Below are 17,469 nucleotides of genomic sequence, written 5' to 3' on the forward strand. Positions count from 1 at the left end.
ACTCCCCCCGAAAAGTACTAATAATATATTTTATTAGTGGCTTTCCAGGTTCATGTATAAGAGTTTGGTTAGGGAGCGCCACGGGGACAGGCACAGCGGCTTTTTTTAATGAAAATAAAAACAGTAGCGCGGGGATTTCCCCCCACACTACTGTTTTTCATTTACTGTACCTTGATCCGCCCTGTCTCAGGGGGTGCTACGCTTCCGCCTGATTCAATGATGTAGGTAATGAATGAGTCCAATGTGGGCGGACCTTCCACAGGATCATGGCCTTTTGTAAAGGCAGTGAATCCATCTCCTCCGGTTGCAAGATAATTGGTGAGAGCAACGGTGTATGTCTGGTCCGACTGAATGGCGTTTCCGTCTCTATCAGTCATGGCTGTGACTTTTTGGCCGGGTGGTGCATCTTTATCGTAGGTGTAGTGGAGCCCCGATGTCTGCATGATGGTTTTGAAATTCCCTGTCCACTGCTGTTCCAGTGCTTCTTTTAATTCGGCGCCGGTCAATGATAGTTTAACCAGGTGGGTGCCGAACGGGAGCATGGTGTACAGTTCTCCCCAAGTAAGTTCGCCCTCATCCAGGTTCGCCCGGATTCCACCCGGATTCATGAATGCGAAGTCGGTGTTCATGTTCTCCCGGTGTGAATCTGCGATAAGATTTCCGATCGACCGCTCCCCACTGGCGGTTTTGTCCTTTGTGATGGGAGCTTCGGCCTGACCCATCTTCTGTTCCAGCATCATCTGTTTGTCTACCGAGTAAGAATCGACCATCTCTTTGATTTTTTTGTCGGGCAGGATTCCATCGTGATAGGTGGAGATGATGGCTGCCTGCTTATTGACGATGTCCTTCTTCTCCCGGTCGATGAGGAGGTCTACATCTGAAAAGGCTGTTCCATAGGAGTACGATTGAACAATCATTTTCCCGTCAACGGACGTATTGGCAAAGCCGTGACTGTGACCGCCGAAGATGATATCTACTTCATCATCGATGCGGGGGGCAAATTCAGCAAGGTCTTGAGCAGGATTTGTTCCGTCTTCGTTTGAAGAGGCGGAAACATGCCCAAGAACGACGATGGACCGAACTCCTTTAGCCTTCAATTCTTTAACACTTTGATTGATGGCCGTGACTTCATCCGTAAATTCAATGCCTTCGATCCCGCTTGGCAGGACGATATCTTTTGTTTCCGTCGTGACAACTCCGATAAACCCGATGGGCACCCCATCGACTTCTTTGATCAAATATGGTGGTAAAATGGATTTCCCTGTCTCTTTATCAATAACATTGGCAGCTGTGTATGGAAATGCCGCCCCTTCAAAGTTACCTGTTTTCTCATGTTTGCCGCCGTCAAGGAGCCTGAACATCTCTTCCGTTCCTTCATCGAACTCATGATTCCCTAACGTCCCGATGTCAAATCCAACCTCGTTCATCCATTCGACGGCAGGTTCATCCTGCATAAGAGATGACACAGGTGAGCTTGCACCGACCATGTCGCCGGAATGGACCAACAAAGTATTTTCGTTTTCCTGCCGGTGCTTTTCTAAATAGGCAGCCAAGTATTCAGCACCGCCTACCTGCTTTCCATTCCTCGTTCGAACCGTTTCCAGCTGTCCATGAAAATCATTGACACCCAGAAGCTGCACAGAAATATACTCTCCAGGGTCGGTGGAAGATGATGCAAATGATGATCCGATGAAGAACACCCCAGCTGCGATTGCTGCCAACATCCATTTACTTAAAGACATGGAAAACCTCCCTGTGCTTTTGTCATCTTCAAGGTAGCACAGTAGTTTTGACCCATTTTTAATAGAACGTTATGGTTTTGTAAAGAAGTTAATATCTACTAAACGCACTGGGCAAAGGTATAAGCCGTTTCTCAAAATTAAAATAAGCGGAGATATTCCGCTTACATTCAGAATGAAAGGTGTATTTGGGGTAATTAAGCGGAAAATTTCCGCTAATGCACAGAAAAATCATGTGATATTGTATTTTTTGGGGTTAATAGGCGGAATTTTTCCTTCTATTTCAAACTTTTCATGTAGTAATGACGAAATAAGCGGAATTTCTCCGTGTATCTGTCATCTCTGGTAAGTAAGCGAGGACGGGGACAGGCACCACGGCTTCTACTCAAAGAGCCAATGGAGATGTCCCCGCGGCTGAAGGAGTAGCAATGCCAAAGAATGCAGTTGCTATTCCTCCTTGGAAAATCACTTAAAAGAATTCAGTACCAACTTAGCCGCCTTTGCGATAAGTTCATTATCATAGGTGGCATTCTCAGTATCGCGGCTGGATAGAATCGCGATGATGATGGGATCTCTATTCGGCGGCCAGACGATAGCGATATCGTTTCGCGTTCCGTAGGCTCCCGCTCCCGTTTTATCGCCTACCTCCCATCCTTCAGGTACAGCGGCACGGATCAGTTCGTCTCCAGTAGTATTCCCTTTCATCCAATCTGTTAGGATTGAACGCTTATCATTCGGGAGCACGTGGTCGACCGTTAAAGCCTTCATGTTGATGGCTAGTGCTCTTGCTGTACTGGTGTCCCGGATGTCTCCCGGGATAGCACTGTTCAATTCCGTCTCAAAGCGATCAGCCTCAGTGACATGATCGCCGATTTGCCTCAGAGCATGTTCGAATCCTTCAGGTCCCCCGAGTTCCTCTAATAAAAGGTTTCCTGCGGTATTATCGCTGTAGCGGATCGCCGCATCACAAATTTCCCTAAGGGTCATCCCGGTGTCCATGTATTGCTCTGTAATCGGTGAATACGTGACGAGGTCCTCTCTGGAGTAGGTGATGATCTCATCAAGTTCGTCCATCGATTTCTGCTTTAGCACTGCCCCTGCAGCCAAAGCCTTATAGGTGGATGTGTAGGCGAACCGTTCATCAGGTCGATAGAATACCTTGCGATTGGTACCGGTGTCAATCGCATAGACGCCGAGGCGGGCATCGAACTTTTTCTCTAGTTGCATGAACTTATGGCCAGTACCTTGTGTTTGTTCTGCTTTTTCTTTTGCCTCGGTCTGTTTTAACCCGTGTCCAAAGAGGCTTAAACTTAATAGTCCAACACACATCAAGATTTTCAACATTCTGGCACTTTTCAACATCATCAGTCCTTCCCTATTCTATTGACAATAGTCCAATTAGACTCTATACTAGCTTAGTCTAATTAGACTATTGTGTAAAGGAATGAATTTTAATGATTAAATCTTTTTTAATGGTAGGGCAATCGAATATGGCAGGTCGGGGGTTCTTGCATGAGGTAGAACCGATCTATAATGAAAAAATTAAAATGCTTCGAAACGGACAATGGCAAATGATGACAGAGCCGATTAATTATGATCGTCCTGTGGCTGGTGTAAGTCTTGCAGCCTCTTTTTCCGACCTGTGGTCGAAAGCCAACCCGGATGATGAAATTGGATTGATTCCTTGTGCGGAAGGTGGCAGTTCCTTGGATGATTGGCACCCTGACGGTACTCTTTTCCGACATGCTTTGTCCGAAGCACGATTTGCTCTTGAAACGAGTGAAATTTGTGGCATCCTCTGGCATCAAGGTGAAAGTGACAGCCAGCATTCTCTACATGAGACGTATTACGAAAAGCTATCTCATATCATTGAAACGTTACGGAAAGAATTAAACCTTCAAAGTGTACCATTAATCATTGGTGAGCTTGGTCATTTCTTAGGGAAAGAAGGTTTCGGAAAGTACTCATCAGAGTTTCAAGAAATCAACGCAGCATTACGTCGGTTTGCTCATGAGCAGCAGAATTGTTATTTTGTATCGGCAGATGGCCTAACGTCCAATCCGGATGGTATTCATATGAACGCTGTTTCGCAACGCAAATTCGGGTTTCGCTACTTTGAGGCATATTCGAAAAAATGTCATATCACTGGACCTCTTCCGGATGAAAACCAATCACTCAAGGTCAACCAATCCTATTCGAAAACGGAACAAATGTATATTCACAGTATGAATTTAGCTCTTGGGAAAATCACATACGCTGAATTTGAAGCACAAATGGCGAAGGTGATGCATCCTTGATTCCCTTACTTATCCTTGGCTTACTTATTCAAAACCCCGGCGCTCATGGATACGAACTATTAAGTTTAATGGAAAAACGCCATTACAAATATATCGTTAACTATACGAAAGGATCATTTTATTACAATTTGCAACAACTTGAAGAAAAAGGGTTGATAGAAGAAACACAACAAGTACGTCCAAACAACAATCGTGACATTCACACCTTTAAGATCACGCCTTTAGGAAGAGAAGAATTTGATAAATTAATGGTCAAATACGGTACCAAATCCGAGTATGTAAACTTACCAGTCTATGGGGCATTACTCTTTGCAGATGTCTACGATAAAAACAAATTAGTAGACTTAATCCAATCCCAAATTGATCAAACAGAAGCCAGAATTGCTCTTCTCGATGACTACTTAGCTACCTTTGAGGAATCACCCGGTCAGATTGATTATTTTGGTCGCATGAACGAAAATTCCCGTTCTCTCCATTTAGTGAATTTAAAGTGGTTTAAGGAATTGAAGGCAGATATAGAAGAGGCAACTGAATAAACATCTAACATCACTACTCCAATGAGATGATTTAAGAGCCAATAGGGACCGGCACCGCAGCTCCGATTCAAAGAGCCAAGGGACCTGTCCCCGTGGCTCACCCGTGGCTCACATATAGATAATTGAGGTGATGCCAACATGGGAAAATTGACACAGAAAGAACAGCAGCAGTCCATCGAAGCGTTTCAGTCTGTCATCCGTAAATCGGAAAATGCCTTTGCTTCGATGAAGTCAGGATCGGCACAGACAAAACTGCTTGAAAAACGGTTGAAAGCAGCCAGGATTGGTGAAAGTTTGCTTACTGCACGCCGGGAAGGAAAAGAGTTGGATGTGAACCAAGAAGAGTTGCTAGAAGCGAAGCAAATATTGGATGGTTTACTATTGATGCTCCCTAGGTTTCTTGAGAAGACAAAGCCTGGAAGCGGACAGCGGACCTACATTTAGAGAAGGATCAGGGCATTTCAAATGGCTGTTTCTTATCTGAACGAATAAAAGAGCCGGCAACCCCGGCTCTTTTTTGTATTATTGATGATTCCTGCACACTTCCCGTAAATCCTTCATCACTTCTTCTTTCTCTTCCCATGAATAAATCGATGCGCCAGCCGCAAGTGGATGACCTCCACCGTTGTACTTTTTGGCAATCGTGTTGATAACAGGACCCTTCGAACGAAGACGAACCCTGATCTGATCATGTTCCTCGATAAAGAAGACCCATGCTTTCATGCCTTTTACATTACCCAACGTACTGACAAGAAGTGACGCCTCTGATGGAACGACAGCGTGCTCTTCGAGGATATCCTTCGTCATGACCATCATGCCGCAGCCATCCCCATCCATCTCGAAGTTTTGCAGCACGTATCCGTTAAGCTTCGTAACGTTTGAATCAACTTCATACATTTTATTGAATAATTCATTTCGGTCAAAATCATAGCGGATCAACTCACCCGCAATGTCAAACGTCTTCTGAGTCGTGCTCGGATACAGGAATCTTCCCGTATCGCCGACAATCCCTGCAAATAATAGTCTCGCCCCTGAATCAGGCAGGGTCAATCCTTTGTCTTTTCCGAACTCGTAAAATTCATAGATCATTTCACTGACGGAGCTTGCCGTTGTATCAATCCAAAGATGATCTCCGTAGGCATCCTCGTTTGGATGGTGATCGATTTTCACAAGCTTGTCGCCGAGTTTATAGCGGCGGTCGCAGATTCGTTCTTCGTTGGCCGTATCACAGACGATGATCAGGGCTCCTTCGAAAACAGAGTCTTCGATATCATCAAGGCGATTCAGGTAATGAAGAGTCTCTTCCTCTATTCCGACGGTGTAGATATTCTTTTCCGGGAATGAAGCTTTCAGGATTTCCACAAGTCCTCCCTGGGATCCGTATGCATCCGGATCCGGTCGGACATGTCTATGTACAATGATGGTTTCATATTGTTTGATGAGGTTCAGGATTTGTTCTTTCATGGGAATCTCCTTTGTAGTGGAATTTATATTTGGCATTCTGCCCTGTTATCTGTAAAATAGTAGCGAGAGTAGTCAACGATGGAGGACAAAAAACTATGTATTTTCTCGCATTACTGATTGTCGTTACGTTTACGTTCTATGTGTTTTATAAAATAAGACAAGTGCGGACGAGACGACCGATGGAAAAGAAATGGTTATCGGCGAAAGCAAGCATTGCCCTAGGGCTGTTCGTTGCCCTGTTCGGGATCAATCAGCTGTTTTTATTCCCCGGCACGCTGACCTATGTCATTGGCGCGCTTTTCATCCTGCTGGGACTTGGAAGCTGCTGGGCTGGATATAAGATGTATAAGCATGTGCTTCCTTACGCACAGAGGGAAGCGAAGGAACTGGATAACCAATAAGGTATGAAAGACTAGATGTTTTATCTAGTCTTTTTTATTTGGTGTAATTTGATGCGTTTTATGAGCGAGTAGTCGTTGATTTCCGCTGCAGATGCTCGCTTTCCGCGGGGCGGGCGGTGAGCTCCTCGGCTGTGCGCCTGCGGGGTCTCACCTGTCCCGCTTTTCCCGCAGGAGTCGAGCATCTTCCGCTCCAATCAACATGAGTTTTTGCTATTTTACTTACTCTCAATCACTTAATCATAATAAGACCTAGTGCCGATCGATCAACTGACAAATCATCAGGGATTTCCCCATGAGTACGCCTTCGTTATATACCTCTACATCCACTTTACCAAACTTTCTCCCGACGTCGAGTACTTTGGGATGGATTTCGAGTATGCTTTCCATCTGTACGGGTTTGATGAAGTAGATGGTCATGTTTTCGATGACGAGATCGCCTTTTTTGTATGGCTTCAGTGCACGGTTGGCAGCTTCGGTCATCAGGGTGGTGAATACACCGTAGGAGAGTGTCCCAATCCCTGTGGTCATTTGCGGTGTGACGGCGAATTGGTAGATTTCTTTGTTGTCTTTCTTTTCGCCTACTACTTCGACTGCGTTTGAGATGAGGTCATCGATCGTTTCCCCTACCTGTGGCTGGCGCTGGATCATTTGCAGGGCCTTCAATACATCCTGACGGCTGATGATTCCCTGAAGCTTGTTCTGCTCATTGACGACGGGAAGTAATTCGATCCCTTCCCAAATCATGATATGGGCGGCGGATGCGACGCTCGTATTCGGGCTGACGGTGATTGGCTGCTTCGTCATGATTTTATCAATACCCGCATACTTTTCCTGCCCCATGACGTCTTTTGACGTAACCATTCCGTGGACTTTTAGATTGCGGTCCACTACCGGGAATCGGCTGTGGAACGTGTATTGATTCTTCTCGTACCACTCTTCCAGCGTGTCATCAAGATGCAGATAAATCGTATCATCAACTTTCGTTAAAATGTCTTCCACTAACACGATCTCTTTCTTGATAAGCTGATCGTAAATGGCCCGGTTGATCATGGTGGCGACGGTAAATGTGTCATAGGAAGTGGAGATGATCGGGAGTTCGAGTTCATCTGCGAGCTTCTTTACATCTTCATCTGCATCGAATCCCCCTGTGATCAGGACGGCGGCCCCTGCACGCAAGGCATGTTCCTGTGCCTGGGTCCGGTTACCGATGATCAAAAGGTTCCCCGCTTCCGTGTATCTCATCATGGCTTCAAGCTTCATGGCTCCAATGACAAATTTGTTGAGCATCTTGTGCAGGCCGGATCGTCCACCGAGTACTTGTCCATCGATGATATTGACCACTTCTGCGTAGGTGAGCTTTTCGATATTTTCTTTCTTCTTCTGTTCAATACGGATCGTTCCTACGCGTTCGATGGTGCTGACGTAGCCTTTGGTTTCGGCATCTTTGATCGCCCGGTATGCCGTTCCTTCGCTGACGGTCAGTGCTTTTGCAATCTGGCGGACGGAGATTTTTTCTCCGACAGGCAGGGTATCTATGTACTCCAGTATTTGTTCGTGTTTTGTAGCCAAGCTTTTCACCCTTCTTTGTAACGTCCTACTTTATATGTTTATTATAATGTGAAAAGCGTGGTGTTTCAATTTAATCAGGGCTTTCGGTGGTGAAAGCCCTGATGGTTGAGTGCATATTATACCTTTTGATGACAGAGTGCTGGTTGATTTTCATTGCAGGGGCTCGCTTTCCGCGGGGCTGGCGGTGAGCCTCCTCGGGCTTATGTGTAGTCCACATGTCCAGCTCCGGCGGCTAGGCCCTCGAGGTCCCCTTCCGCTTCAATCTACTTATGGGGTTTGTAGCTTATCCCTATAAAAAGCACCACTCTCTTCATAAAACTCATCCAAACGACCGTGCTTTCACTTTGCGAATCGGCTTGGATTTTAACTTCTTGCTTTTACCCTTACCTGTTCCTTTAGGTGTGTAAAGCAGGGCGGCGAGGTTTCCGGCTATGACGCAGGTGGCCAGTATGAGCCAGCCGATGGCGAAGGTGCCTTGAAGGCCTTCTGCGAATATGGACATTCGTGGGGCTCCGTAGTAGATGAGTGCCCCGGTGATGAGTAAACAGAGTATATAACGTTGTTTCAAACATTTCCCTCCTTTCTAGGCTTGTATCATGTATATGCGAGTGGGTGGGGGATGTTGTGTAAACATGTGAAAAAGGGTGATGCAAATGCCCTGATTACCTCATATTTGGAGTGCAATAATTCAATTTGTAGTCTTGATAGAACCTTTGTTATATGAGAAATTGTCGGGTAATTCACCATAATGTCCCGCTCACTCTCATGAATTACATGGTAAAATAAGTTAAAATACATTATAAAGTAAACGTACTGAACGCTTGATAAAGGCTTGATAGGTTCAGCAAGACTTCGGAAAGGTTAATACAATGAAATTAAAAATAAGTGTTACGATCTTGGTTATGATTGTACTGTTGTTATTAGTTTCTTGTAGTGAAGAAGTGATGGTAAAGTATAATGGAAGGTCATATAATGGGCCCAATACTTACACTGTAAAAGAATATAATCAAAAGCATGCTCCCGTAAAACCTGTCGGGGATAAAGTGAATGGTATGGAAGTAATGCTATGAGAAGAAGGACAGAAATTAATTGAAGAACAAAAAACAGTCCCTACGCTCCTCGTCCTTAAGAAAAACGAAGAAGAATATATCGTATACAGTCTACAGGGTGGTCCGTAATGGATGTAAAGGTAGAAGAGATAGATGAAAACTCAGAGAATTTTCATGTGAACTACATATTTACTTATACAACAATAAAAACGAGGAGTGAATTCCAATGAAATTCACTCCTCGTTTTTTATACTGTATTATAAATGTTTGTAATTGACTCCGACCTAAATATTGGGAATCAATTTGACACGTTTAATATTCAATAACATCTCCAGCCTTCATAACCTGCCCCTCAGAATCCTCAAGCATCTCAATAAATTTCCGCGGATCCTGTTTGATCGGTGGGAATGTATCATAGTGAATCGGCACGACTTTCTTTGCTTTTAGGAAGCTTGCTGCCGTCGCCGCGTCTTCAGGTCCCATTGTGAAATTATCCCCGATAGGAAGGAATGCAAGGTCAATCGGATGACGTTCCCCGATCAGTTTCATATCAGAGAATAATCCTGTATCCCCTGCATGGAAAATGGTTTTCCCTTCAATCATTAAGAGAACGCCTGCTGGCATTCCCATGTAGATGATTTCGTTACCGTCTGTGATAAGACCCGATCCATGGAACGCCTGAGTCAGTTTCACTTTACCAAAGTCGAACTCATACGCTCCCCCGACGTGCATCGGATGAGTCTTCACTAACTGCCAGCTTAGGTAGGTCGCCAGTTCATGGTTGGCGATAACAAGTGAATCGTTTTTCTTCGCAAGTTCGACCGTGTCACCTACGTGATCATTGTGACCGTGTGTCAGTATGATCACATCAGGCTTCTCGTCATCCACTTTCAGATTCGTCAGTTCGTTTCCGTTGATGAACGGATCAATTAGAATCGTTTTGCCGTTTGTTTCAATTTTCACTACTGAATGTCCATGATATGAAATCTTCATTTTGCATCTCCTCCAAATAAACTTATCTATTTTTCTTACTCTCGTATACTACTTTATGTTATACCCGAATTTCATAAATTTAAGCGAGTGCTGGTTGATTTCCGCTGCAGGTGTTGACTTCAATCAGAAGACTAACTTAATCCAGTTTGCTTCAGTAACTCTAGTCAACTTACGATAAAACACAAAAAAGCCGACTAACATTCCCATGCAGTCGGCTTCCTGTTGTTATTGTTGCTCTAATTGTGTTCTAGTATCTGAGTAGTCTACAGTATGTGCTTCAGCAACAGCCTGGTAAGTAACATATCCGTTCAATGTGTTAATACCTTTTAATAATGCTTCGTTATCTAAGCACGCTTTTTTGTAGCCTTTGTTTGCGATTTGAACCGCATAAGGTACGGTTACGTTTGTAAGTGCGATCGTAGACGTACGTGGTACGGCACCAGGCATGTTGGCAACGGCATAGTGTACAACACCGTGCTTCACGTATGTTGGATCGTCATGCGTTGTGATGCGGTCGGTTGTTTCGAAGATTCCGCCTTGGTCGATGGCGATATCGACAACCACTGAACCAGGCGTCATCGCTTTGATCATGTCTTCTGTTACTAATTTAGGTGCTTTCGCTCCTGGAATCAGTACAGCACCAATCACTAGGTCTGCTTCTTTGACAGCTTGTTCGATATTTAACGGGTTGGACATAAGCGTTGTTACGTCGCTGCCGAAGATATCATCCAGCTGACGAAGGCGATCCGGGTTAAGGTCAAGGATCGTGACGTTGGCACCAAGTCCGACAGCCATTTTCGCTGCGTTCGTACCGGCCACCCCTCCACCGATGATCGTTACTTTACTGCGGCGAACCCCAGGGACACCTGAAAGTAATACACCTTTACCACCGTGGATCTTCTCTAAGAACTGGGCACCGATTTGAGTCGCCATACGTCCAGCCACTTCACTCATCGGAGTCAGTAATGGAAGGGCACGATTCAGTTCAACCGTTTCGTACGCGATTCCGATCACTTTATTATCAATTAACGCTTTCGTTAATTCCGGCTCTGGAGCAAGATGTAAATATGTAAATAAGATAAGCCCCTCGCGGAAATAAGAGTACTCACTTGGAAGTGGCTCTTTTACCTTCATGACCATATCCATGGACCATGCTTCCGCTGCAGAATCAACGATGTGTCCACCTGCTGCTTTGTAATCTTCATCTGTAAATCCTGAACCCATTCCCGCTCCAGCTTCAATGTAAACCTCATGTCCAAATTGAACAAGGTTCACAACACCAGCCGGCGTCATGGCCACACGATTTTCGTTGTTTTTAATTTCCGTTGGTACACCAATACGCATACTAAGCCAACCTCCTAAATGCACTATTGCTCCTTGGAGCATTCACTTCCTAAATATAACACTATTCATATATAATAGCGAAGGGCAATTACTCACCCTGTAAGCACTTACATTCTAACAAAAAATTTTGGAAATATCTCTATTTTTCTTTAAAAAAATAAATGATTATTTCTTCGCTTTTTTCCAAAAATTCTTTAAAATAGAAACCATGCATCCTAGTATACCTAAAGGAGACTTATTTTATGAAACAACCAATGATCGAACGGCTCGGACTCGAAAAGGTCCCGCCTGAATTAAAATCAACCACATGGATCGAATACTTCATCATACAGCTCGCCTTCTCCGTGAATGCAGGAAACTTCCTCATCCCGGCACTCGCCGTCCTTGAAGGCGGACTATCCTTCCAGGCAGCATTTCTAGCCACCGTACTCGGAGCAAGCGTCGCCTTCCTATTCGTATCATTCCTATCTCTACCGGGCTCCCGCTACGGCCTGCCCGCTCAATACGTCCTAAGATCCATCATCGGAACCCGGCTGTCGATGCTCATCGCATCCCCCATCCGGTCCCTGACGTCCCTCTACTGGTTCAGCGTCCAAACCATCGGAGGAACCTTCGTCATCATCTCCATGGTGGAAAAAGTAACACCATACACAATACCGTTCATCCCCGTCGCCATTGGACTCGCCATCATCATGACCCTTCTAGCCCTCATCGGCTTCGAAGCCGTCAAAAAAGCGACCAAACTATTCATCCCGATCCTCGTGATCGGCCAGGGAATCATCCTCTACCTGTTCCTGACAGAAGGAGCCGATTCCCTCCCAACACTCACACAAGGCCAGGAACCCTTCTCCATCGGAACGTTCCTATTCTACTCAAGCCTCGTCTTCGTCCAATACATCTCAGGCGTCAGCGCATCCTCCGACATCACCCGCTACAGCAAAAGCGACCGCCACGGATTCTGGGGACTGTACGGAGGAAACGTCGTCGGATTCATGATGACCGCACTCCTTGGAGGATTGAGTGCCAGCTTGTTCAAGGATCTCAATCCATTCGTGGCAGCCGGCCAACTGACCGACTCCAGCCTGCTTCTATTGGTGATTACAGCTTGTGCGATGGTATCGATGATATCTATTAATCTCAGTAATGCGTATACAGGGGGATACAGTCTGCTTAATGCACTGCCTTCCCTATCGCGGATTCAAAGTGCACTGTTATTTAGTATCGCTGGGATCATTTTAAGTTCGTTTCCGCAGCTGGTTTATAATGCGCAGGAGTATATTTCGTATCTGGGGATCCTGATCATTCCGATATCGGCGATTGTGGTGGCTGATTATTTGGTGATTAGGAAAGGGAGGATTTCGGAGAGTGCGCTTGTGAGACTTGCGAGTGGGGGGTTGAATTTTAATCGTGAGGCGTTGTACGTTTTAGTGATTGGGATGGTGTTATATTTGGTGATTCCTGATTCGTTTTCGCCGGGGTTTAGTTGTTTTATTATGACTTCTATTATATATGTGTTTAGTAAAAAAAGAAGTAGGGTGGCAGAACAGAAGCCTGCTCAGGAATCATAGGGGTCTGACCCCCAGTACATTTACGTTAACTGTAACAATTCTGAATCATAGGGGTCTGACCCCCAGTACATTCAAAGCCTTATCAAGTAACCTCTGACGATTATACCTCTCAGGAAGTTCACAGCTCTTTTAGAGTAAACCTCTATTAATTATGTATTAAAAAGGTGGGATTTCTATGGATTTTATCATTCAAGTGGCTTTAGTATTGGGTGTGGCGATACTTATTTTCTTCCTGTCGTATGTTAGCTCAGTAAAAAGTAAAAAAAATTCAAATGACAAATAGATGATAATATGTATATTAGCAATGAAGAAATGAGATCAGACCTTCCGTAAACTAGCGCTTCAAGGTGACGAAGGTCTGATCTCTATGTAAAACTTTTTATGGCTTTGTATGTTATTTTAGAAGTTTTTTAACGAAAATCTTGAGATACTTCACGGAGAATGGATTCACTATTGAACGTTTTTTTATAAATCACAATTAGCGACTCCTGCCTATTTACATCCTTAGCGTCTCTATTGGCGGTGGTTTTGATGTTGTTGTTCTCTAAGATCTCTTCTTTCTCTAAGTTCTTAAGTCTGCTTGCAGGTCATCTCCGTACCCAATTCACATCCTTTTCGCCACGTGAAGACAGTCCGGATACAGCTCTGTCATCAAGCTGTTCGTCCCCGGAATCATCACACCGTTCTCTTTTACAGACATCTCCATCCAATTCAAGCAATTTCCACAAACAAAATCATTCGTCGACCTTAACATAAACACCTACCCATACTTATACTTCTCTGACTCCAACCGCTTAATCAAAGACTGTACCTGTATCTTCCTTTGGGTATTCAATACAGTTTCACCGTGTCTTGTAACAAAAAGTCTAAGCAACCGATTGATCTCCTTAAACAATCGAGAATAAGTAACATTTTCCCATTAAAACTCAGATAGTCGTTTTAAACTCACCCTATATAAAATGAGGTCTGAGGTAAAAATGGGAGTCGAAGGAACAAGTAAGGTGTCCAAAAACCACTAAAAGGGAAAGCGAAAGGGACAAGGCGGCCGCCTTGTCCCTTTCTAACACTATTCGCAGTGAACTTAACACACTCTCTCACCTTATTATGTGCCAGTTCCCCCGATGTTCTTATCTAAGCACGCAATAATGCTCCATTTGGCTCTTTTAACTCCTGCTCTACTATTTGATTCATCTTAGAGAAGTGGTCGAGAAATTGTTGTGCCAGCTCTTGTTCTTCCGTGTCACTTTTCAATGAAACGATGTCACGCAATATCTGAGCCATCCACGAATTATCAAAATAACGGTACTTACCTGTATTCCATGTCGTTTTTTGAGGGGATTTTTCATTGGCATAGTACTTCCAAAAAGGCATCTGCTTCGATTCCTCGTCTGTAAGTTGGAGTCTGTAATGGGAATGGGCAGGAATATTTCCATCTTCACAAAGTTTACCGATGAAATGATCCTTCACCATATAGACACCTAATATCCGTCTGTCTTTTTCAGGCATGCCGGGATCGACCGCTGTCAGCAGGACCGCACTGTTTTGATGTAAGCGACTGGGTTTGTTTGGCTTACCCTTATTATTTCCACTTTTTATTTCACCAGAGGAAACCGTCCAATCTGAAATGGAGCTGGTCTGTTCTTCTGTATCGCACCTGTAAACCATCTGCGATTCGGGATGAAGTTTATGATTTTTCATAAGTTTTTCATGACCCACTCGAAGCTCCTGGTGTTTTCTTTGCCGTTCCTTTTCCTCTTGCTTCTGCATTTCTACCTCTTTGAGTTCCATTTCCTGCTCGTGTAAAATTTTTTCAAGTGAATTGGCAGCACTCTTATCATGTAGTTTCAAGTGCTGTCTAAATACATCCGGGTAAACAAATTTTTTATTTTCCGAGGCGAAATGTATTTCAACTACCGTATCATTATGATTAACGACGCTTCCCATACCAAACCGCTCATGTGTAACTTTCTTATTGATTAAATTCAATATATTAGTCCTCCTTGTATAAACACTCGGGTACCATTGCCTGAAAAGCTCACAAAAACTGTTTGAATTTCCCTTCGGAATAAATAAGATAGATAACGAAACGTTCAATGTAAAAAATCAACAGGTGATAATTATAGCATTTTTTTGATAAAAATACAAATTATGTGTTGACAACCTATTTTATTGCGAGGTAAAATGTAATTTTGTTTAAATCTTGGTGATTGATCCAACCCTGAGTCTTTTGGATAAATGGGAACGGGTTCAATTTGACTTTTTACATTAATCTGGAATAGCGCATTTTCAAACTAATGATAAATGATCCTTAACAGCCATTGATGATATAGACCTGTATTCTCCTCTTCACCTAGTAGAAAATACACTCTTCCAAGTGCTCGAACCAGAACTCCTCCGTATGAACTACTCAAACATCATGATTACATCCATCCTGCCAATGAAATATCCAATCAGCGCCACCAGCCTATCTACATCCTTAGCGTCGCTATGTTGTTGTTGTTCTCTAATATCTCTTCTTTCTCTAAATTCTTAAGTTTATTTGCAGGTTATTTCCGTACCCGATTCACATGCTTTTCGCCGCACGAAGACATTCCGGAATCAGCTTTATAATCAAGCTGGTCAATCCCAGAATCATCACATCCCTTTTTTACAGATATCCCCATCCAATAAAAATAATCCCCACAAGCGAAATCATTCATCGTCTTAAACGTATAGACACCCCCATACTCATACTTCTCCGACTCCAACCTCTTACAAAAAGGCCTCATTCGCACTTTAAAAAACAGGTCCTCTCGAATCTTCCCAATCGACCGAATATACGGCCTTTCTCCAATCACCACACACCTTAACTGAACTCCCCCCTCATCCATGGCATTCAACAGAATCCACACATACAGGTGATAAAATGTAATCCTGGAAAACAAGATGAGATTTCAAGATCTTCTTAAAATAAAAAAAGCTCCTATTCCCCTGCAATATAATACTTCCATGGGAGTAGGAACTTCATTTTTATTAGATCAATGTAATTATAAAAAATCGGGGTCGGATCCCCAGTACATTAATACTTCAACGCACCAAGGGTCTGACTCACTGGCAAAGGGATAAGCATTGACAAATAAGCATTTCACGACCTATACTTTTATTGTTCATTTGAAACTCCTTTGTAGAAGACTTGTTTGTTTAAGGGAACAAAACAAGGTCAACATTCTACAATAGGAGTTTTTTTATTGTGTGTAAATACTATTTATTTAAAATATGGAATTATTTTAAGGTCGTGCAATGCCTGTGGATCTGATTCCTATATCTCTATATTTTCAACATTGGGGTTTATCCATAAAGTTTCACAGATAGAAACAAAAGAGTGCTCAATGAAGAGGTTGAAACCTCAGAGACCTCACCAGGAGTGATATATATTTTTGAGGCAAGGGACACAACCATTTATCTTTATGCTTGTGCCTTAGTTACAAGAAGTATGTTTACTTGTCTTACCTAACTGCTTATCCTTTTCTGAATCGGCTGAAAGTGCTCCTCATTTAAAGCAGCTGCCGATTTACTTTCTTCATGAAGAAATTCTTGGATCCCTGGTTTTTCTCTAAGTAATTTCTCGTCTGCATGCAATATACCCTCTAAGCCCTTTGTGATCCCATTTAAGGAAAGGATTGTGAGAGAGAAGAACATCATAGGCACCATGAATATCCACCAAGCGTTGAATAATTCATTGAAGTTCATAGCCATAAGTCCTGACCACTCATTGACTATGGGCTTCGGCGGGTCACAGAAAGGACCGTAGCACACGTCTGTTCCCCCAAAGAATAAGAGAAAAAAACCTAAATGAGCCATTATAAGCAATACTTGAATGGTGATTTTAGGAAAAATAATAAATAATCTTAATTGAAGATGAGGGAGGATATGTTTTCTGAAAAGGAAAAATTTACTCCCGCCAAGTACTCTTGCACTTATGATAAATTCCTTTTGTAATATTTCCCTGGTTTCATTAGAAATCAGAATAGCCGTAGTAGGCACAATAATTACAGCGAGAGTGATTATGCTCCATAAAATCCTCTCAGCAAATGTGGTTTCAAACCCCTGTGGAGGCTCCCATAATAGTGGAAAAAGGAAGTTGTAAGCAATGATTGATTGAGGGATAAAATAAAATGATGTAAATAACGATTGAGTTACTTCAAAATATGTTGACGTTATAAAACCTCCAAGTATACCGAATAGAAACGAAATAATAAAACCAAGAATAGAAATAACGATAGCAGCACCAAGGGTATATTGTGCCCCTTCTAGAACTTTGTAAAACATATCATAACCGTCCCGGTCTGTACCGAACGGAAATTCTATAGATGGAGAAAACGGTGCAGATCCTACAATCTCCCCAGTTTTTGACTTTTCAAGCAATGTCTGAGGAATGCTTCCGTCCGACATGTGAAAGTACAGGCTTCCTAGAACCATCATTAAAACAAAAAGCAGGCATACGGATACCAAAATGGTATATTTTAAACG

14 protein-coding genes are annotated in these 17,469 nt (G+C 43.3%); 5 read left to right on the plus strand and 9 right to left on the minus strand.

All coding sequences use genetic code 11. The annotated features are described in order from the left end of the window. Positions 1–161 precede the first annotated feature (161 nt). Positions 162–1,742, minus strand: coding sequence for a bifunctional metallophosphatase/5'-nucleotidase (locus tag JI667_RS06905; RefSeq protein ID WP_244668230.1), 1,581 nt, complete (start codon positions 1,740–1,742; stop codon positions 162–164). 462 nt (positions 1,743–2,204) lie between these two features. Continuing rightward, positions 2,205–3,098 carry a class A beta-lactamase gene (bla, locus tag JI667_RS06910; RefSeq protein ID WP_206851855.1) on the minus strand — a complete coding sequence of 298 codons (894 nt, stop codon included), beginning with the start codon at positions 3,096–3,098 and terminating at the stop codon, positions 2,205–2,207. A gap of 95 nt (positions 3,099–3,193) precedes the next feature. Between bla and JI667_RS06915 the strand changes: the two genes are divergently transcribed. From JI667_RS06915 to JI667_RS06925, 3 genes are all read left to right on the plus strand, one after another. Further along, complete coding sequence (locus tag JI667_RS06915; RefSeq protein WP_206851439.1) at positions 3,194–4,036, plus strand: sialate O-acetylesterase; 843 nt, start codon at positions 3,194–3,196, stop codon at positions 4,034–4,036. Next, positions 4,033–4,572: a PadR family transcriptional regulator gene (locus JI667_RS06920; protein WP_206851440.1), complete on the plus strand. Its 540-nt coding sequence runs from the start codon at positions 4,033–4,035 to the stop codon at positions 4,570–4,572. The genes JI667_RS06915 and JI667_RS06920 overlap by 4 nt, the downstream gene beginning before the upstream one ends. Positions 4,573–4,710: 138 nt before the next feature. Further along, complete coding sequence (locus JI667_RS06925) at positions 4,711–5,016, plus strand: hypothetical protein (RefSeq protein ID WP_206851441.1); 306 nt, start codon at positions 4,711–4,713, stop codon at positions 5,014–5,016. Between the two features lie 78 nt (positions 5,017–5,094). Here the strand turns inward: JI667_RS06925 and JI667_RS06930 are convergent, their stop codons facing one another. Continuing rightward, entirely contained in the window at positions 5,095–6,036 is a 942-nt protein-coding gene (locus JI667_RS06930) for a DHH family phosphoesterase (protein ID WP_206851442.1), read from the minus strand. A 95-nt stretch (positions 6,037–6,131) separates the two neighbouring features. On the opposite strand from JI667_RS06930, the gene JI667_RS06935 reads away from it, so the two are divergent. After that, positions 6,132–6,437: a YtpI family protein gene (locus JI667_RS06935; RefSeq protein ID WP_206851443.1), complete on the plus strand. Its 306-nt coding sequence runs from the start codon at positions 6,132–6,134 to the stop codon at positions 6,435–6,437. Positions 6,438–6,686: 249 nt separating this feature from the next. Here JI667_RS06935 and JI667_RS06940 read toward each other — a convergent pair whose 3' ends face one another. The 4 genes from JI667_RS06940 to ald form a co-directional block, all read right to left on the minus strand. Continuing rightward, a complete protein-coding gene (locus tag JI667_RS06940) occupies positions 6,687–8,006 on the minus strand; it encodes a DRTGG domain-containing protein (RefSeq protein ID WP_061809475.1) in 1,320 nt (439 codons plus the stop codon). Between the two features lie 319 nt (positions 8,007–8,325). Beyond that, positions 8,326–8,574: a hypothetical protein gene (locus tag JI667_RS06945; protein ID WP_206851444.1), complete on the minus strand. Its 249-nt coding sequence runs from the start codon at positions 8,572–8,574 to the stop codon at positions 8,326–8,328. A 793-nt stretch (positions 8,575–9,367) separates the two neighbouring features. Beyond that, a complete protein-coding gene (locus JI667_RS06950; protein WP_206851445.1) occupies positions 9,368–10,048 on the minus strand; it encodes a metal-dependent hydrolase in 681 nt (226 codons plus the stop codon). Positions 10,049–10,273: 225 nt separating this feature from the next. Further along, on the minus strand, positions 10,274–11,392 hold the full coding sequence (gene ald, locus JI667_RS06955; protein ID WP_034756596.1) for an alanine dehydrogenase: 1,119 nt from the start codon (positions 11,390–11,392) through the stop codon (positions 10,274–10,276). 242 nt (positions 11,393–11,634) lie between these two features. Between ald and JI667_RS06960 the strand changes: the two genes are divergently transcribed. Continuing rightward, positions 11,635–12,960: a purine-cytosine permease family protein gene (locus tag JI667_RS06960; RefSeq protein ID WP_206851447.1), complete on the plus strand. Its 1,326-nt coding sequence runs from the start codon at positions 11,635–11,637 to the stop codon at positions 12,958–12,960. Positions 12,961–14,091: 1,131 nt separating this feature from the next. On the opposite strand, the gene JI667_RS06965 is transcribed toward JI667_RS06960, so the two are convergent. Both JI667_RS06965 and JI667_RS06970 read right to left on the minus strand, forming a co-directional pair. Beyond that, on the minus strand, positions 14,092–14,946 hold the full coding sequence (locus tag JI667_RS06965) for a malate synthase (RefSeq protein ID WP_206851448.1): 855 nt from the start codon (positions 14,944–14,946) through the stop codon (positions 14,092–14,094). Positions 14,947–16,449: 1,503 nt separating this feature from the next. After that, positions 16,450–17,268, minus strand: coding sequence for a hypothetical protein (locus tag JI667_RS06970; protein ID WP_206851450.1), 819 nt, complete (start codon positions 17,266–17,268; stop codon positions 16,450–16,452). Positions 17,269–17,469 lie beyond the last annotated feature (201 nt).

Source organism: Bacillus sp. NTK074B (assembly GCF_017303375.1).
In the GTDB taxonomy this organism is placed as follows: Bacteria; Bacillota; Bacilli; order Bacillales; family Bacillaceae_B; genus Rossellomorea.